General features: G+C 75.1%; 14 protein-coding genes and 1 pseudogene. 6 read left to right on the top strand and 9 right to left on the bottom strand.

Translation table 11 applies throughout. The features are described from left to right. The 4 genes and pseudogenes from IEZ00_RS14415 to IEZ00_RS14400 form a co-directional block, all read right to left on the bottom strand. Positions 1–1,042: pseudogene (locus IEZ00_RS14415) on the bottom strand (hypothetical protein); the annotation flags it as partial. A gap of 251 nt (positions 1,043–1,293) precedes the next feature. Then, complete coding sequence (locus tag IEZ00_RS14410) at positions 1,294–2,505, bottom strand: glycosyltransferase (protein WP_189223717.1); 1,212 nt, start codon at positions 2,503–2,505, stop codon at positions 1,294–1,296. Between the two features lie 236 nt (positions 2,506–2,741). Continuing rightward, positions 2,742–2,888, bottom strand: coding sequence for a DUF1059 domain-containing protein (locus IEZ00_RS14405; protein WP_189223716.1), 147 nt, complete (start codon positions 2,886–2,888; stop codon positions 2,742–2,744). Between the two features lie 21 nt (positions 2,889–2,909). Next, entirely contained in the window at positions 2,910–3,275 is a 366-nt protein-coding gene (locus IEZ00_RS14400) for an STAS domain-containing protein (RefSeq protein WP_189223715.1), read from the bottom strand. A 175-nt stretch (positions 3,276–3,450) separates the two neighbouring features. Between IEZ00_RS14400 and IEZ00_RS14395 the strand changes: the two genes are divergently transcribed. Next, positions 3,451–5,013 (top strand): fused response regulator/phosphatase, encoded by a 1,563-nt coding sequence (locus IEZ00_RS14395; RefSeq protein WP_189223714.1) that lies wholly within the window; start codon positions 3,451–3,453, stop codon positions 5,011–5,013. A gap of 22 nt (positions 5,014–5,035) precedes the next feature. Next, positions 5,036–5,413 carry an ATP-binding protein gene (locus IEZ00_RS14390; RefSeq protein WP_229795645.1) on the top strand — a complete coding sequence of 126 codons (378 nt, stop codon included), beginning with the start codon at positions 5,036–5,038 and terminating at the stop codon, positions 5,411–5,413. Positions 5,414–5,443: 30 nt separating this feature from the next. On the opposite strand, the gene IEZ00_RS14385 is transcribed toward IEZ00_RS14390, so the two are convergent. Further along, entirely contained in the window at positions 5,444–7,810 is a 2,367-nt protein-coding gene (locus IEZ00_RS14385) for a SpoIIE family protein phosphatase (protein WP_189223713.1), read from the bottom strand. 161 nt (positions 7,811–7,971) lie between these two features. On the opposite strand from IEZ00_RS14385, the gene IEZ00_RS14380 reads away from it, so the two are divergent. Next, the gene (locus IEZ00_RS14380; protein WP_189223712.1) at positions 7,972–8,127 is read left to right on the top strand and encodes a hypothetical protein; all 156 of its coding nucleotides are present in this window, start codon (positions 7,972–7,974) and stop codon (positions 8,125–8,127) included. Between the two features lie 175 nt (positions 8,128–8,302). On the opposite strand, the gene IEZ00_RS14375 is transcribed toward IEZ00_RS14380, so the two are convergent. Beyond that, positions 8,303–8,704, bottom strand: coding sequence for an OsmC family protein (locus IEZ00_RS14375; RefSeq protein WP_189223711.1), 402 nt, complete (start codon positions 8,702–8,704; stop codon positions 8,303–8,305). A gap of 141 nt (positions 8,705–8,845) precedes the next feature. Here IEZ00_RS14375 and IEZ00_RS14370 point away from each other — a divergent pair, with 141 nt between their 5' ends. Further along, complete coding sequence (locus tag IEZ00_RS14370) at positions 8,846–9,574, top strand: class I SAM-dependent methyltransferase (protein ID WP_229795643.1); 729 nt, start codon at positions 8,846–8,848, stop codon at positions 9,572–9,574. A gap of 67 nt (positions 9,575–9,641) precedes the next feature. Here the strand turns inward: IEZ00_RS14370 and IEZ00_RS14365 are convergent, their stop codons facing one another. Both IEZ00_RS14365 and IEZ00_RS14360 read right to left on the bottom strand, forming a co-directional pair. Continuing rightward, positions 9,642–10,619 carry a DUF5914 domain-containing protein gene (locus IEZ00_RS14365; protein WP_189223710.1) on the bottom strand — a complete coding sequence of 326 codons (978 nt, stop codon included), beginning with the start codon at positions 10,617–10,619 and terminating at the stop codon, positions 9,642–9,644. A 19-nt stretch (positions 10,620–10,638) separates the two neighbouring features. Next, complete coding sequence (locus IEZ00_RS14360; protein ID WP_189223709.1) at positions 10,639–11,571, bottom strand: phytoene/squalene synthase family protein; 933 nt, start codon at positions 11,569–11,571, stop codon at positions 10,639–10,641. A gap of 143 nt (positions 11,572–11,714) precedes the next feature. Here IEZ00_RS14360 and IEZ00_RS14355 point away from each other — a divergent pair, with 143 nt between their 5' ends. Continuing rightward, on the top strand, positions 11,715–12,821 hold the full coding sequence (locus tag IEZ00_RS14355) for a polyprenyl synthetase family protein (RefSeq protein ID WP_189223708.1): 1,107 nt from the start codon (positions 11,715–11,717) through the stop codon (positions 12,819–12,821). Positions 12,822–12,857: 36 nt separating this feature from the next. Then, complete coding sequence (gene crtI / locus IEZ00_RS14350; RefSeq protein ID WP_229795641.1) at positions 12,858–14,321, top strand: phytoene desaturase family protein; 1,464 nt, start codon at positions 12,858–12,860, stop codon at positions 14,319–14,321. 103 nt (positions 14,322–14,424) lie between these two features. On the opposite strand, the gene IEZ00_RS14345 is transcribed toward crtI, so the two are convergent. Continuing rightward, the gene (locus tag IEZ00_RS14345; protein WP_229795640.1) at positions 14,425–17,046 is read right to left on the bottom strand and encodes an NPCBM/NEW2 domain-containing protein; all 2,622 of its coding nucleotides are present in this window, start codon (positions 17,044–17,046) and stop codon (positions 14,425–14,427) included. Positions 17,047–17,059: the final 13 nt, after the last annotated feature.

Genomic DNA, 17,059 nt, shown 5'->3' with positions numbered 1-17,059 from the left:
CCCGCCCGGCGGTGACCGCTTGGTCCAGCCACTGCCGCGCTCGCGCCGCGTCACCGGCCAGCGCGTGCGCCGAGGCCAGCTCCGCGCAGCACAACCGCACCGGACCGGCGGGCTCGGGGCCGTCGAGGAGGGTGACCGCCTGGTGCAGCGCCTCGATCGCGGTGCTCACGTCGCCGCGCAGCCGGGCCACCACCCCCCGACCGACCGCCCAGCCGCCCGCGCCCGCCGCCGACCCGGTGCGCACGGCCGCGCGGTACCGCTCGGCGGCCAGCCCACCCGCGCCGGGCAGGGTGCCGTCCAGGAACGCCCGGACCAGCCCCATACCCGTGCGGACGCGCGGAGGCGTCGACGAGCCCGTGGGGCGGTAGCGCCACAGCCCGGCCCGGCCGGGCGCCAGCTCACCGGACCGCCGCGCCGAGGTGACCAGGTCGCGCAGCCTGGCGGGCACGCCCTGGCTGCGCTCGTGCAGCAGCCGGGCGCTGACCTCGTCGGCGGGGCCGCCGAGCGCCTCGCGCAGCACCCCGGCGGTGGCCGCGGCCGACAGCGGCGGCAGCTCGACGCGGGCCAGCACCTCGTCCTTCCACAGCGAGGTCACCGCGTCCGGCGCGGGCTCACCCTCGCGCGTGGTCACCAGCAGCACCGCGTCACCGGCGGTGGCGAGGTGGTGCACGGCCGCGGCGGAGGCGTCGTCGAGCAGGTGGGCGTCGTCCACCACCACGAGCGCGCCGTGCAGGCGTGTGCGCACCTTGCGCAGCGCGGCAGGCCGGTCCCCGCCGGGGTCGGGATCGGCCAGCAGGTGCCGGACCGCGCCGAACGGGATGGTCGCCGCGCTGCGCGTGGCGGTGACCCACTCGGTGCGCCCGCCACCGGCCAACCACACCGCGGCGGCCCGTCGGGCGGTGCTGGTGCGGCCGAGTCCGGCCCGGCGGGCCGAGAGGACCACACCGGGGCGGGACGCCGCGACGGCGACCCGAACCTCCTCGTCACGACCCAGAAACGGCCAGTGGGGCGCGGCCCCGGCTCCCGTCTTCGCCTCGCTCATCGCCCCATCCTGGGAAGCGCCGCTGAGCGCGCGCTGAGCAGGCGCCTGCCGTGGGCCAGGGGAGCGCCGACGTCGACCAATCACGTCGAACCACCAAGGTGGACGCGGGGAGTGCCACCGGTGGTCGGAGCACCCCGGACTCACCGGGAGGACGCCAGCGGCGGGGGAGCGACCCCACGAGAGCAGCGCGACTGCCCAGCCCGTCCGGCGCAGCGCGCTGCGCGGACCGGTGGGACCGGCGTCGTCGTGGTTCACCCGGCCGTGTCGAGCAGCAGCCGCGCGGCCACCGCCGCCCCGTCGGCCCGGACCTCGCCCGACACGGCCTCGGCCCGCGCTCGGGTCTCCGGTCCCATGGCAGCGGCCAGCGCGGCGGACAGGGAGTCCGAGGTCGGGGTCGAGCCCTCGTGCGCCGCGCCGATGCCCAGTTCGGCCACCCTGGCGGCCCAGCGCGGCTGGTCCGCGATCTGGGGCACCACCACCTGGGGCGCGCCCGCCCTGGCGGCCGTCAGCGTGGTGCCCGCGCCGCCGTGGTGCACCACGGCGGCCACGCGGCCGAACAACGCCTGCTGGTTGACCTCGCCGACGACGAAGCAGTCCTCGGCGTCGTCGACCGGTGTCAGCCCGGCCCAGCCACGGGCGAGCACGACCCGGCGGCCCTGGGCGCGGACCGCCTCGATGGCCACGCGGGCGATGTCCTTCGGGACGTACGAGGCCATGCTGCCGAAACCCACGTACACCGGTGGCGCGCCCGCCGCCAGGAAGGACTCCAGTCCTTCGGGCAGCGGGCGGTCGTCGGGCAGCACCCACGCCCCGGTCTGCACGACGTCGAGGTCGGTCATGCCCCGCGACGGGCACAGCACCGGGTCCGCCGCCAGCCACGGCCGGTCGGTCAGGACGTGGTCGCGGACGTTGTCCACCGGCGGCAGGCCGATCGCCGCGCGGTGGCTGTTGAGCGCCTCGCCGTACAGGGCGTTCACCCGCTGGGCGTCCTGCTGCCACAGCACCCGGTTGTCGGTCTCGCCCTCCGGGGACGGCTTGCCCGGCCGCGCCCCAGGGGGGAACTGCCGCGACGGCAGCCCGAGCAGGTGGAAGCAGGCGAGCACGTAGCGGATGCCCAGCTTCTCGGCCACGTCCCGCGCGCCCGCGGGCATCAGACCGGTCGCCACCAGCGCGTCGCACCCCTCGGCCGCCGCGGGGAGCGTTTCGAACCGCTCGGCGACCAGCCGGGCGGCCAGCCGGAAAGCGTCTTCCACCGTCGGGCGCTCCGGTCGGGCGACCACCGAGCGCACCGTCGGCCCCAGTGGCACCAGCGGCACGCCCACGCGGGCCAGCAGTTCGGCGAACTCCTCGTCCGGCGGTGCGCACACCCGTGCCTCGGCGCCCAGCCCCCGCAGCGCCACGGCGAGTGCCGCCAGCGGTTCCACGTCCCCGCGCGACCCCCACGACGTCAGCAGCACACGCATTCCCGGCCCCCTGTTTGCGCACGTCCCGGCTTCGGGCGGCAAGTGTGGAGCAGGTCCCCGGTCTTGCCGCAAGCCCCCTGGACCGCTATACCTTGAAGGTGGCGGGGAGCGTCATCCCCTCCTGCGCCACCGGTTCCCGGCCCGTGCGGCGGCCGAGCCGCCCCGGAACGCGGTTCGGCTCGTCGCCCTGGCGGGACGACGAGCCGAGGGTGCTGCTCGTGCCGGTGCGGAGCGGATCAGTAGGCCATGAAAAGGATCTCGTCACGGGAGTAGTCGTGACCGGGGTGGTTCTCCTTGAGGTGCTGCTGGGTCTTCGCCACCAGGTCGTCCTCGTCCTGGCCGGTGATCCGCTCGCCGCAGGGGCAGGTGATGTTGCGCTTCATCCTCGTCCTTCCCGGTCCGTCCTAAGCGGACAGTGCCTCGTCCAGCGTCGGGTGCACCACCAGCACCCGGTCCAGCGCCACCAGGCCCAGCGCCCGCAGCACCGCCCGGTTCGCCGCCACCACGCGCAGCGCCTGCCCGCACAGCTCGTGCGCCTCGACCAGCGCGCCGAGCCCGGTGGAAGCCAGGAACCCGACTCCTGTCAGGTCTACCACGAGCAGGCGGGGGTCGGTCTCGTGCGCCGCGCGCACGGCCGACCGCAGCTGCTCCACGGTGGCCATGTCGATCTCGCCCGCGACGGTCACGACCTCCGCGTCACCACGTCGTTCGCGTGTCACCCGCAGGGCTGAATCCGCCACGGCGGACGCGGGTTGTTCCGGCCTGCTCATGCGCGACTCGTCCCTTTCTCCTGGCTCACTCACATGGGGGATCTCGAACACGGCAAATCGTAGATCGTCACGGCTCCCGCGGCCCGGCGGGCCCGGTGCCGCCTCCCGCCTCCCGGCGGATGCGGCCCGCCCCGCCGTGCGGGAAGCTGTGGTGGCTGCGAAGGACGGTGCCCCGATGAACTCCCCGACCCACGGGCCCGCCCACATCCTGGTCGTGGACGACTTCGAGACCAGCCGCTGCCTCACCGCGGGCAGGCTGCGCCGCGGCGGGCACGAGGTGACCGAGGCGGTCACCGGGGCCCAGGCGTTGCGCGTGCTGGGCGAGCAGGACGTCGACCTGGTGATGCTGGACGTGCGGCTGCCCGACATCGACGGCTACGAGGTCTGCAGGCGGATCAAGGCCGACCCGCGCACCTCGGCCATCCCGGTGATCCACGTCTCGGCCACCCCCGTGGGGACCGACACCCGGACCGCGGGCCTCAACCGCGGCGCGGACGCCTACCTCACCGAGCCGGTCGACCCCGACGAGCTGCTGGCCACCGTGGAGGTGTCGCTGCGGCCGTACCGGGCGCGCAGGCTGGCCGAGCGCCTGGCCGATCGGCTCGCCCGGCTCACCGCCGCGACGCTGCGCGTCAACGGCGCGGCCACGTTCGCCGAGCTGGCCGCCGCGGCCGCGACGGGGACGGCCGAGGTGTTCGGCACGTCCGCCGTGGTGCTGGTCGGCAACACCGACAACGCGGTCTGCGCGGCCAGGGCCGATGGCGCGGGGGCGGGCGGCGTGAAGGTGACCACGCGCACGCTGGTGGCTCCGGTGCTGCGGGAAGTGGCCGTGGCCGCCGAGCACGCCGACCTGGCGGTGGTGACCGACTTCCCCGGCCGGGAGGGCATGGCGACGGCGGTGGCGATGGCACGGGGCAAATCCCGGCGGGCGCCGGTGTGCGTCGCGGTGGAGGCCGCCGCCGCGGCCACCGGCGAGGACCGCGGCCTGCTGCGCCAGTTGGCGCAGACCACCGCGCTGGCCGCCGACGCGCTGCGCGCGTTCGCCGAGGAGCACGACCTGGCGCTGGCGCTGCAGCGCGGGATGCTGCCGCAGAGCCTGCCCGAGGACACCGGCCTGCCGATGGCGGTGCGCTACGTGCCCGCCTCGGCCACCGCCGAAGTCGGCGGTGACTTCTACGAGGTCACCGAGTTGGACGGCAAGCTGCTGGTGGCCATCGGGGACGTGTGCGGGCACTCCATCACCGCGGCCACCATCATGGGCGAGGTCCGGCACGCGCTGCGCGCCTACGCCGTGGAGGGGCACGACCCGGTCGCGCTCCTGACCCGGTTGGACCGGATGCTGGAGCGCTTCCACCCGCTGCGCGGCCTGACCACCGTGTGCTTGCTGCTGGTGGACCTGGAGGGGGGCACCATGACCGTGGCCAACGCCGGGCACGTGCCGCCGCTGGTGGCCGACGCGGCGGGCGCGCGCTACCTGGAGGTGGCCGGACCGCTGCTGGGCGTCGGCCTGCCGCACCCGCCCGCCTCGGTGGTGCCGCTGCCGCCGGGCACGCTGGTCGTGCTCACCACGGACGGGCTGGTCGAGCGCTCCGGAGTGGACCTCGACGAGGGCATGGAGCTGCTGCGCGCGGCGGTGTCCTGGGACGACGACGGGGAGGAACTGTGCGACCGGCTCATCGAGCGGTTCGGCCGGGACAAGCGGGACGACATCGCGCTGCTGGTGTTCCGGCGTCCGTGACGGGACTGCCGGGGGTGGGCGGGTGAGCGTCCCCGTGCACCGGTTCGACCTGGACGGCCCGGACCGGCCTCCGCTGTCGGAACTGCGCGCCGAGGTGCGCCGGTTGCTGGCGCACCTGCACCCGGACGTGGTGGCCGACGTGGAGCTGGTGGTCACCGAGCTGGCCACCAACGCCTTCGAGCACGCCAGGGCGCCGTGGTGCGCCAAGGTGTCGCTGCCTCCGGGCGCGGTGCGCGTCGAGGTCGACGACGGCACCCCGGACCTGGTGCCCGAACCGGGCAGGTCCACGCTGGGCTCCCTGCGTGGCAGGGGGATGCTCATGGTGCAGGCGATCAGCGCCGAGTGGGGCGTGCTGCGCCGTCCCGGTGGCAAGACGGTGTGGGCGCGGCTGCCCGCGTGACGGGGCTCGACGACCGCGCCGCGCGAGAGCTCAGGTCGGCTCGCCTGGGGGCGTGGTCGCGCCGGGTGGCGCCGCCGGTGTGGCGACCAGGTCGAAATCGACCGTCGTGCCGTGCTCGTCGTGGTGGAACACCGCCCGCTCGCCGATGGTCCGGATGATCTGCATCCCGCGCCCGCGGTGGCCCTTGTCCGCGGGCGCCGGACGCCACGTCCCGCGATCGCGCACGGTGACGTGGACGCCCCGCGCGGTGGTCGCCACCTCGTAGTCGAACTCGCCCGGTCCGTCCGGGTAGGCGTGGTCCACCGAGTTGGCCGCCGCCTCCCCGAGGGTGAGCTGCAGGTCGTCGACCAGGTCCGCGGGCAGACCCGCCACGCCCGCCCACGCCGCGACGCGGCGGCGCATCGCGGCCAGCTCACCCGCCAGGGCGGGCACGCGGGCGCGCAGCGGCTCGGGCAGGCGCCGGACCACCACCAGCGCCACGTCGTCCCGGTCGTCGGTCAGCAGCGCGTCGGCTATGGCGGTGGCCATCCCCTCCGGAGCCAGCTCGTGGGCGTCGCGGGCGGCGGTCAGCAGCCGCTCCCGGCCCTGTTCCACCGGTGCGCCGCGGCGCTGGAGCAGGCCGTTGGTGTAGAGCACGACCGAGGCGCCCGGCGTGAGCGCGGCGGTCCGGTCGTGGTGGGGCGGCCCGCCGGGGGTGCCCAGCGTCGGGCCCGCGTCGCCGGGCAGGAACCGCGCCCGCCCGCCGTCGACCACCAGCGGCGGCGGGTGCCCGGCAGCCGCCCAGCGCAGCGCGCCGGTGGCCCAGTCCACGGTCAGGCAGGCGCAGGTGCTGCCCGCCGCGCCGTCGACCCGCCGGGCGAAGGTGTCCAGGCGCCGCAGCGCGGCGGCGGGGGAGTGGCCCTGGAGCAGGTACCCGACCAGGGCGCTGCGCAGCCTGCCCACCACCGCGGTGGTGCTGCCCCCGCCCGCCACGTCGCCCACCGACAAGGCCACCGCCGTGCCGGTCACCGGCAGCACCTCGTACCAGTCGCCGCCGACGCGGGCGTGGTGCGCGGTGGGCAGGCGGCGCGCGGAGATCGCCAGCCGGTCCAGCGCGGGCGGCGGGTCGTGTCGCGGCGCCTCGGCGATCCCGTGCTCGCGGTGCGGCGGTGGTTCCCCCTCGGTCCCGGTGGACCGCTGGGCGGCGGCACGCCCGATGGCCCGCACACCGGTCGCGGTGACCTGGACGTTGAGCTCCAACGCCACCACCGAACCATCCGCCCGGCGCAGCCGCCACACCTCGTCTACCACCCGCGCGGTGGACGGGTCGGCGGCCAGCGCGAACGGTCCGCTCTCCTCGCCCGGCACCGCCAGCTCGGTCACGCCGACGCCCAGCAGCCGTTCCCGGCTGTACCCCAGCAGCGCGCAGGCGGCCGGGTTGGCCTCGACGAAGCGCAGGTCGCGGTCGAGCGCCCAGATGCCGTCGGCGGCCCGCTCGACCAGCAGCCGGTGCCACCCCTCCCGGTCCCGCAGCGCCGCTTCGGCGTGCGCGCGCCGCGACGACTCCCAGCACCGGACCGCTACCGCCGACACGAGTTCGACCTCTTCGGGCGTCCAGCGCCGCGCGGTCGACTGGTGCACCACCAGCGCCGCGGCGAACCGCCCGCCGCGCGACAGCGGCACGCAGACCGCCGCGCGGACGCCCGCGCGCTCGTAGGCGGCCAGGTCACGCCCGACCAGCCGTGGATCGCTCCCGCTGTCCGCGACCACCCACGGCCGCCCGGCGCGCAGGGACCGCAGGCAGTCCTCGCCGAGCTCGCTCGCGGCGACCCGGCCGGGCAGCCGCGGCAGCCCGGTGGCGTGGTCGCCGCTGATCACGAAGTGGTCCTCGCCCGGCTCGGCACGGGCCTGGGCGCAGCGGTCGGCGCCCAGACGCCCGCCCAACAGCCGGGTCGCCGCGGCCACGACCTCCTCGGTGTCGTCGAGCCGTCGCAGCTCGCGCTCGACCAGCGCCAGGAAGCGGTGCCGCTCCTCGGCGGCGCACAGGCCGGAGACGTCGACCATCACACCTTGCAGGACCAGGGCCGCGCCATCGGCGTCGCGGACCACGTGCACCTTCTCGTGCAGCCACAGCACGCGCCCGCCCGCGGTGACCGCGCGGTAGAGCAGCTCGAAGTCGTCGCGGCCCGCGATGTCCCACCGCGCGGCACCGGCGGCGCGGTCACCGGGGTGGACCAGGGTCGCGGGGAAGTCCGGCTCGGCCAGCCAGCGGCGCACCGGGTGGCCCAGCAGCGCCTCGGCGTGCGCGGAGACGAAGGTGAAGCGCCGGGTGCGCGGGTCGGCCCGCCAGACGACCGCGCCGACGTCGTCCACCAGGGTGGACGTCCCCGGTCGGTCCTCCTGCGGCCCGGCGCTCATGCGCGCGGAGCCGTCCCGTCTGGACGACCGGCGGGACGGGTGGCGGGGATGACGGGACCTGGCACCGCTGGAGCCTATCGAGACGCGAGCCGGGAACGTGGACCGACGGGTGTTTCGGAGATCACGGTTGGAAACGGCGCGAAGTGGAGAAACATGGGGACATGCACAGCCAGTTCTCTTCGCGTCCCGGCGCCGACCTGTTCGGCCACCCGGACGCCCAGCAGTCGCAGACCTCCGCGCGTCAGTCCGGCGAGCCCTCGGAACAGGACCTGGTCCTGGGTCCGCTGGCCAACCCGAAGCGCACCCGTCTGAACTGAAGCCGCCCCGTCCGGCCCCGGCGACCGCCGGGGCCGGACGGTCGTGCGCTCCCAGCCCGGCTCAGCTCCTCGAACACCACTCCATCGATCGGGCGTCCCCGACGGCACGCCCGATCGTCGACCCGCGCCCCCGGCGTCGTCACGGCGGCTCCGGACACCGCTCAGGGGACACCGCTCAGGCGACGGCGACGTGCCACCCGCCGATCATCGGCGCGTGCGAGACGGCCAGGTCCACCAAGTCCTGCCTGCGCTCCTCGGGCACGCCGGGCAGCTCGACCTTCAACCGCGCGTCCAGGTCGTAGGTCTGCGTTCCCTCGTGGCGCAGCGACACGCCCGCGGTCACCTGGCAGCCGGTCAGGTCGTCACCCGCCGACGAGGCGATCACCGCGAGGCTCTGGTGCAGGCAGGTCGCCAGCGCCGCGGCGTAGAGCTGCTCGGGGTTCCACCCGCCGCCGGGACCGGCCAGCTCGCGCGGGGCGGCGACGGCCAGCTCCGCGGGCTCGGCGTCGTCCACCCGGACCGACGCGCGGGTGGACACGGCCGTGGTGGTGTAGAGCTGCGTGGCGCTGCTGGTCATGGGGTGCTCCTGTCGCAGTCGGGTGCGGGATCGGGGGTACCCCCTGTGCCCGCTGTCATGCGGACCGCGCTGTAGCCCCATACGGTGCACTGTGAGCCGAGGCGGAGGAGACGTGGATTGCCGGGTGCGGGAGGAGGCCGTGTGACACCGCGGTTGTCCACCAGCCAGGTGCCGGGCGCGTTCGACACCGCGGCGGCGGGCTACGACCTGCTGGTCGGCCTCAACCCCGGCTACCACGAGGGGTTGCGCCGCTCCGCGCGGGCGCTGCGGCTGCCCGGCGGCGGGGCCGGGCTGCGGGTGCTGGACCTGGGCTGCGGCACCGGAGCCTCGACCGCCGCGCTGCTGTCGGTGGCGCCGGAGGCGGAGATCGTCGCCGTGGACGCCTCGGCCGGGATGCTCGACCGCGCTCGGGCCAAGTCCTGGCCCGCAGGGGTCCGCTTCGTGCGCTCCCGCGCCGAGGACCTGGCCGAGGCCGGGGTGAGCGGGCCGTTCGACGCGGTGTTCGCCGCTTATCTGGTGCGCAACCTGCCCGACCCCGACCCGACCCTGCGCGTGGTGCGCGAGCTGCTGCGCCCCGGCGCGCCGCTGGTGGTGCACGAGTACGCGGTGCGCGGCTCGCTCCTGCGCACCGCGATCTGGACCGCGCTGTGCTGGAGTGTGGTGATCCCCGGTGGCCTGCTGGTCACCCGCGACCACCGCCTCTACACCTACCTGTGGCGCAGCGCGTTGCGCTTCGACAGTCCGGGGGAGCTGCGGGATCGCTTGCGCCGCAACGGTTTCACCGGCGTCCGCAGCACGCCCCTGCCGGGGTCGCAACTGGGTGTCGCGCACACCTTCCTGGGCCGCGCGCCCCTGCCGGAGCGCGGGTGACAGCGCGGATGACCGGGCGGATGACCGGGCGCGACCGCGAGGCCGTGCGCGTCGAAGGTCCGCGCGGTCAGTCCGGCCAGCGGCCGGTGCTGCGCAGGGCGTAGCGGCGTTCGGCGTAGGCGAGGTCGTCGCGCCACAGCCGCGCCGCCGCCCACCGCATCAGCGGCCGGATCACCGGGGCGGCGGGCCGGGCCAGGCCGAAGCCGCGCCTGCTGGAGTGCGCGATGGTCGCCTCGACGACCGCGGTGCGCGCCGAGCCGTCCGGAGCGGGGGCCAGGGGGGTGGCGTGGGTCTCGACCACGCTGCCCTCACCCTCGCCCTCCACGATGTGCATGACGATGGTGCGCGGCTCGGGACAGGTGAACGTGGCGACCACGGGCACCCCGACCCGCCGCGCCACCTTGAACGTCACCTCGACCAGGAACCGGTCGTCCTGCTCGGTCGGCGTGGCCAGCACCCGCAGGTTGGCGAACGAGTACGGGTGGAACCACGCGCCGTGCCACGGGTCCAGCCGGTTGGCCACCACGTCCTCCGGCTCGCAGCGGCCGACCAGGGTGGCCACCGCGTCGATCGACCCGGACGGCGGGCGCACCGGCAGCACTGGTTCGGGCAGCGGCTCCTCCCCGCCCACCTCGTCCAGCCGCACCCACACCAGCACGCCGTCGTCGTGCGCGGGCAACGGCGTCCACGCGCCGAACTTCTTCTCACCCAGCGCCAGTCCGTGCCACCGGCACACCAGCCTGCCCCGGTGCACCGCGCCGTCGCACAGCGGGGCTCCCAGGTGCGGGCACGAGCCGTCGCCCGCCTTCAACGTGCCCGCGGGCCCCCGCCACAACACCACCTCGCGCCCCGCGACGGTGCGGCCGAACGGTTTGTCCGCCACCACCTCGCGGCTGGCGCCGACGACGTACCAGTTGCCCGAGGGGCGGGCCTGGGCGCGCTTGAGCGCCGCCTCGATCAGCGCGGGCTTGGCGTCCCGCCAGGTCGGTTCCTGCTCCGCCCACGGACGGACGGCGAACCGGCGCAACGGGATGCGGCTGGGCATCGGGCACTCCTCCGGTCGGTCAGGCGGAACGGGCCAGGACCGCCCTGGCCAGCGCGGGCAGCGCGACGGCGAGCCGCTTGCCGCTGGACACCACGACCCGGCGCGAGAGCACGTCGTAGTCGGCTTCCTCGATCAGGTCCAGGATGCCGCCGTAGAGCCGCAGCGCGGTGGCCACGCAGGGGCGCGAGCGCGGCGCGAGCATCGCCACGCCCGGCGCGGCCTCCCGGTAGACCGCGCGGGTGCGGGCGACCTGGTGGGCCAGCGCGCGCCGGATGCGCGGGTCGGTGCGGCCGGTGCGCCGCGCCCACTCCAGCAGCGGCCGGTCCACGCCGAACGCGGCCAGCTCGTCGGCGGGCAGGTACACCCGGCCGCGGTCGAGGTCCTCGCCCACGTCGCGCAGGAAGTTGGTCAGCTGGAAGGCCACGCCCAGCGCTGCCGCCCTGGGCGCGGCCTCCTCGCGCGGCGCGCTGGTGCCCAGCACCGGCAGCACCTGCAGGCCGATCACCGCCGCCGAGCCGTGCACGTACCGCGCCAGGTCGGCGTAGGTGGGGTACTCGGTGACGGTCAGGTCCATCCGCATCGAGTCCATGAAGTCGCGGAACAGCTGGTGGTCGATGTCGTAGCGGCGGGTGGTGTCGACCAGCGCGGAGACCACCGGGTCGTCGCTGCGGCCCTCGGCCAGGCCGCGGGTCAGCCGGTCGTCCACGGCGGCCAGCTCCGCGGCCCGCTGCGCGGGGTCGCGGCCGTCACCGGTCTCGTCGACGATGTCGTCGGCCCACCGCGCGAACCCGTACAGCGCGTGGATCGCGGGCCGCTGCTCGGGGCGCAGCAGCCGGGTGGCCAGGTAGTAGGTGCGGCCGTGCTGGGCGTTGAGCGCGCGGCAGCGCCGGTAGGCCAGGCGCAGCGCCGGGTCGGTGATGGCCGCGGCGTCCAGTTCGCGGTCGACGGACATTCGGGGTGGTCCTTCCGGGAGGGGCGGCTCCAACGCTAGGGCCGCGCGTGCGCGCGCGCACAGCGAGATCGTCTGTCATGCGGACCCACCCGGCCACTGCTTAGCTCGGAACCACACCGGCCACCACCCGCGAGGAGGCAGCGATGTCGCTGGCAACCACGGTCGACTCCGGCCACCCGTCCGCGCCACCCGCCGACGACGCCCTCCCGGCGCGGCTGGGATTAGCGCTGGAGGACTTCCTGCGCGAGCGGCCGCACGCCGAGCTGGCCCCCGAGCTCGCCGAGGAGGTGCGCGCCCTGGTGCTGGGCGGTGGCAAGCGGGTCCGGCCCACGTTCGCCTGGTGGGGCTGGCGCGCGGCCGGTGGCGCGCCGCGCGGGCAGGCCGCCGAGACGGCGCTGCGCGCCCTGGTGGCGCTGGAGCTGCTGCAGGCGTGCGCCCTGGTGCACGACGACGTGATGGACCGCTCCACCACCCGGCGCGGCCGCCCCGCCGCGCACCGCGCGTTCGCCACCCGGCACCGCCGCGCCCGCTGGGCGGGCGACTCGCGCCACTACGGCGACTGCGCGGCCATCCTGGTCGGCGACCTGGCCCTGGCCTGGGCGGACGACGCCCTGGTCGGTGCGGGCCTCGACCCGGCGGCCCTGCGGCGGGCCTGGCGGCCGTGGCAGGCCATGCGCACCGAGATGATGGCCGGGCAGCACCTGGACCTGGTGGCCACCGCGCGGCGCGAGGAGTCGCTGGAGGAGACCCTGCGGGTGGCGCGGTTCAAGACCGCGGCCTACACCGTGGAGCGGCCCCTGCACCTGGGCGCCGCGCTGGCCGACGCCCCCGCCGCCCTGGTCGAGGCGCTGCGCGCGTTCGGCCGGGACGTGGGCGTGGCCTTCCAGCTGCGCGACGACCTGCTCGGCGTGTTCGGCGACGTGGCGGTCACCGGCAAGCCGGTCGGCGACGACCTGCGCGAGGGCAAGCGCACGCCGCTGGTGGCCACCGCCCTCGGGCTGGCCAGGGCCGCGGGGCGGGAGCGGGACGTGCGGCTGCTGCGGGACTGCCTGGGCGGTCCGATCGACGAGGAGACCGTGGCACGGGTGCGCGCCCTGCTGGTCGAGCTGGGCGCGGTGGCCGCGATCGAGGAGCGGATCGGCGCGCTGACCGCGCGCGGGCTGCAGGCGCTGGAGGGCGTCGCCGTGGAGCCGGTCGCGCGCGAGCGCCTGGTGCGACTGGCCGCCGAGGCCACGGCCCGCAAGTACTGAGGACGACGACCGGAGGGCAACACCGTGGCGCACGTCGTGACCGGTCGGACCGACTCGGTCGTGGTGGTCGGGGCCGGGCTGGCCGGGCTGTCGGCCGCGCTGCACCTGCGCGGCGACGGCCACGAGGTCACCGTCGTGGAGCGGCTGCCGCACCCCGGCGGCCTGGCCGGGCGGCTGGACCTGGAGGGGCACCGGATCGACACCGGCCCCACCGTGCTGACCATGCCGGAGCTGCTGGACGAGGCGCTGGCCGCGGTCGGCGAACGGCTGGCCGACCGGATGGAGCTGCTGCCGCTGCACCCGGCCTACCGGGCCACCTTCGCCGACGGCAGCGCGCTGGACGTGCACACCGACGCCGAGCGGATGGAGCAGGCGGTCCGCGAGTTCGCGGGCGGACGGGAGGCGGCGGGCTACCGGGAGCTGAGGTCGTGGCTGACCCGGCTGTACCAGGTGGAGCGCGAGCGGTTCATCGGCGCGAACTTCGACTCGCCGCTGGACCTGCTGGGACGCGACCTGGTGGCGCTGACCCGGATGGGCGGCTTCGGGTCGCTGGCGGGCGCGGTGGGCCGGTTCCTGCGCGACGAGCGGCTGCGCCGGGTGTTCACCTTCCAGTCGCTCTACGCGGGGGTCGCCCCGCGTCACGCCCTGGCCGCCTACGGGGTCATCGCCTACATGGACACCGTCGCGGGCGTGTGGTTCCCGCGCGGCGGGATGCGGGCGGTGCCGCAGGCGCTGGCCGACGCCGCCGAGGCGGCCGGGGTCCGGTTCCACTACGGCGCCGAGGTCGTCGCACTGGAGCGGTCGGGCGCGCGGGTCACCGCCGTGCGCACGGCGGAGGGGCGCGTCCCCTGCGACGCGGTGGTCCTGGCCACCGGGCCGGGGCAGAGCGCCCGCCTGCTGCGCGGCCGGGCGCGGCCGGTGCCGCCGCGGTGGTCGCCCTCCGCGGTGGTGGTGCACCTGTCGGCCGCCAGGGTGGCCGACGACCTGGCGCACCACACCATCTCCTTCGGCGAAGCGTGGGACCGCACGTTCCGGGAGATCGTCGGCGATGGCGCGCTGATGAGCGACCCCTCGCTGCTGCTGACCACGCCCAGCCTCACCGACCCCGGACTGGCCCCCGCGGGCAGGCACCTGCAGTACCTGCTCGCCCCGTGCCCGAACCTGGAGGCCGCGCCGCTGCGGTGGGACGTGCTGGGGCCGCGCTACGCCGAGGAGCTGGTGGGGGAGCTGGCGCGGCGCAAGCTCGTCCCGGCCGCGGCGGACGTGACCGGGCTGTCGCTGGCCACGCCGGACGACTGGGCGCGCGCGGGGCAGGCGGCGGGCACACCGTTCTCGCTGGCCCACACCTTCGGCCAGACGGGCCCGTTCCGGCCGGGCAACCTGCCGTCCCGGCGCGGCAACGTGGTGCTGGCGGGCAGCGGCACCACCCCCGGCGTGGGCATCCCGCCGGTGCTGATCTCCGGCCGCCTGGCGGCACAGCGCTTGCGATCTGCTCAATAGCTTCAGTGTTGACTGGAATAAATCGAAAAGTCTTCGCGTTCGGCGTGAACAGCGGGAATGGACCCGCCTCTGGACGAAAAGGGTTCTCCTGTGCCCGTTGGGGTCAGGTGCACGACAGCCGGGCGTCGGCCCAGTCGGCGTGGTCGAAGTTGCGGCCGTCGCCACCGTCGGTCACTCGCAGGGTGAGCAGGCGTACGCCGGTGGTGTCGACCTGGATCGGTCGTGCTGGTCCTCTGCCTCGGAGCACACCGCTGTCGTGCAGTGGCCGGTCGTCGCCGAGGACTTGGAAGGAGACCGAGCCGGGGGAGGTGGTCTCGTCGTCCAGACCGATGGCCGCGGTGAAGGTGGTGCACTGGCCTCCCAAGTAGACCGACAGCTCGGAGGGGGCGTGGGTGCCGATGCCCTTGGGGTAGACGACCGCGCCGATGGTCAGCGGGTTGCCGTCGCCGCTGTTGGTCTCGCCGTTGGACAGGTCGCGTTCGACGGGGCCCCAGCCGTTGGTCTCGTTGGTGAAGGGGAGGTCGCTGAGGTAGGGGGTGCCGGTGGGGGCGGGTGGTGGGACGAATACGCGCACCGCTTGTTCCACGTGGACGCGGTCTTGTCCGGGTAGGTCGAATTCCGCGTGCACCGGGAGGTCGATGTTTCCGGTGGGGCTGTGCTCGGCCACGCGCACGGTCCACTTGCCGCTGATGTTCTCGCCTTGGCGCAGCAGGTGTCGTCGCACGGGTGGGCCGTCGACCTGCCAGCCTTGGGGTGGGGTGGTGGTGAGGACGACGTTGGTGGCTCGTGCGTCGCCGGTGAGGGTGAACTCGCCGGTGATCTCGACGGTGGTGCCCTTGGGTGCGTCCACGACCTGCTGCGGGGTCACGGTCAGCGAGGTGGTGGGGACTTGGGGGATGGGCTGGTCGCAGGTGTGCAGGCCGGGGTGGTGGCGGCAGGCGATGGCGGCGAAGCCGCCGTTGGCGCGCACGTCGACCGTCAGCGTCTGCCAGGGGTGCAGGAGGTGGGTGTCGCGTTGGACGTCGCCGCGGGTGTGGGCGGGGTCGTCGCGGATCACCTCGACCAGCCACCGGCCGCCGTCGAGGAAGTTCAGCGGTGCTCGCAGGGTGCGGGCCTCGCCCGCGGAGATGCCGCCGATGAACCAGCGGTCGGCGTTGCGCCTGGCCACCACGGCGTGGGTGTCGGGGTCGCCGGTGAGGACTTCGGTGCGGTCCCAGGTGGTGGGCAGCTGGTTGAGGTAGCGCAGTGCTCGGGGGTGTCGTTGGTAGGCCTCGGGTTTGTCGGCGAAGTGGGTCCAGCCGGATTCGTAGACCACCGGTAGTGCGACTTCGTGGGCGATGGACGCTTCGCGGTTGCCGACTTCCAGTGATACGGGCGTGTAGTCCATGGAGCCTGCGACGTTGCGGGTGAAGAACTGCACGGGGTTGTTGGCCGCGGGCGGGTAGTTCTCCGCGCCTCGCACCGCTTCCATGGTCATCACGTGCGGCCAGGTGCGTGCCAGGCCGTGCGGGATGGTCGAGCCGTGGAAGTTGACCATCAGGCGCAGTTCGGCGGTTTTGGCCAGTACGGCGTCGTACCACTGGTAGCGGGCTTGGCTGTCGGATTCCATGAAGTCGAGTTTCACGCCGCGGGCGCCCCACTGCTTGACCTGTGGTAGCACCGAGTCGCGTTCTTCGGGGGTGTCCAGGTCGGTCCAGCGGAACCACAGCAGGATCTGCACGCCTCTGGCGCGGGCGTAGCGGATGAGTTCCGGTACCCACTGGGCGCTCCAGCCCTCGTCGACGAGGGTGTACTGCCAGCCGTTGCGGGCGGCGAAGTCCACGTACTGCTTCTGGCGTTCGAAGTCGCCGGGGCTGGAGTGCTCGCTCAGCCAGGACCAGGCGACCTTGCCGGGTGCGATCCAGGAGGTGTCGGTGAACTTCGCGGGTGGGGCGAGGTCGTCGACCAGGGTGGACTCGCCGAGGGTGGCGGGGTCGCCGATGATGGCGGTGCGCCAGGGGGTGCGCAGCGGGCCGGGGGAGGTGATCCGCTGGTCGGCCAGCACCACTTCGTGCAGTGGTGAGCCTTCGGTGTGGCGCAGCCTGCTGCCGGAGTAGCGTCCGTCCACATCGGACTCGGTGAGCAGCACGTGGTCCTGGCCGACCCGGAACAGGGAGGGGTAGCCGAACTCGCCGGTGGCGGCTGCGGTGGTGCGCACGCGGTTGGCCTCGTACCAGGCGTTGTAGGGCAGCAGCCAGGCCGGTGCGTCGGGGGGCAGGGCGAAGGCGGAGGCTTCGCCGGTGACGGTGACCGGGCCGGGGGTGGAGTAGCGGTAGGCCACGCCGTCGGCGGCGACTCGCACCACCAGGTCGAGCCGCTCGCCGTGCTCGTCTTGGAACGACAGGGTGCTCTCGGTCATCCGCGACGAGCGCTGGAGGCGTTTTCCGGTGGTCATCGCGTACCGCTCGGTGACCACGCGGTCGCGGCGGCCGATCGGGCGCAGTCCGCGGGTGAGGTCGGCCCGCGTGGTGCGCAGGCCGACCGGCGCGGGGGCGAGGACTTGGCGGCCGTCGCGGGTGGCGGCGAAGGTCACCGTGCCGTCGGCGGGGTCCAGCGCTACCTGGGCGGACAGCGATGACGGGCCGTCGACCACCCACCGGTCGGGTGCGGCCTGCGCGGGTGGGGCGGGTGCCAGCAGGGCCAGTGCGATGGCCGCGCCGAGCGCGGGTCGGGGTGGTCGGGGCACGGGTGACCTCCGG

The sequence above is a fragment of the Saccharothrix coeruleofusca genome, from assembly GCF_014648515.1.
Classification (GTDB): Bacteria; Actinomycetota; Actinomycetes; order Mycobacteriales; family Pseudonocardiaceae; genus Actinosynnema; species Actinosynnema coeruleofuscum.
Note: the sequence above shows the minus strand (reverse complement) of the source record. Positions and strands in the feature narration are given on the sequence as shown.

What these genes read in the sequence shown, in the direction of transcription:
- IEZ00_RS14410 (WP_189223717.1), bottom strand. Translation starts at nt 2,505, where the DNA reads ATGCGTGTGCTGCTGACGTCGTGGGGGTCGCGCGGGGACGTGGAACCG.
- IEZ00_RS14375 (WP_189223711.1), bottom strand. Translation starts at nt 8,704, where the DNA reads ATGACCAGCAGCGCCACGCAGCTCTACACCACCACGGCCGTGTCCACC.
- IEZ00_RS14360 (WP_189223709.1), bottom strand. Translation starts at nt 11,571, where the DNA reads ATGTCCGTCGACCGCGAACTGGACGCCGCGGCCATCACCGACCCGGCG.
- IEZ00_RS14380 (WP_189223712.1), top strand. Translation starts at nt 7,972, where the DNA reads ATGCACAGCCAGTTCTCTTCGCGTCCCGGCGCCGACCTGTTCGGCCAC.
- IEZ00_RS14405 (WP_189223716.1), bottom strand. Translation starts at nt 2,888, where the DNA reads ATGAAGCGCAACATCACCTGCCCCTGCGGCGAGCGGATCACCGGCCAG.
- IEZ00_RS14365 (WP_189223710.1), bottom strand. Translation starts at nt 10,619, where the DNA reads ATGCCCAGCCGCATCCCGTTGCGCCGGTTCGCCGTCCGTCCGTGGGCG.
- IEZ00_RS14355 (WP_189223708.1), top strand. Translation starts at nt 11,715, where the DNA reads ATGTCGCTGGCAACCACGGTCGACTCCGGCCACCCGTCCGCGCCACCC.
- IEZ00_RS14400 (WP_189223715.1), bottom strand. Translation starts at nt 3,275, where the DNA reads ATGAGCAGGCCGGAACAACCCGCGTCCGCCGTGGCGGATTCAGCCCTG.
- IEZ00_RS14385 (WP_189223713.1), bottom strand. Translation starts at nt 7,810, where the DNA reads ATGAGCGCCGGGCCGCAGGAGGACCGACCGGGGACGTCCACCCTGGTG.
- IEZ00_RS14395 (WP_189223714.1), top strand. Translation starts at nt 3,451, where the DNA reads ATGAACTCCCCGACCCACGGGCCCGCCCACATCCTGGTCGTGGACGAC.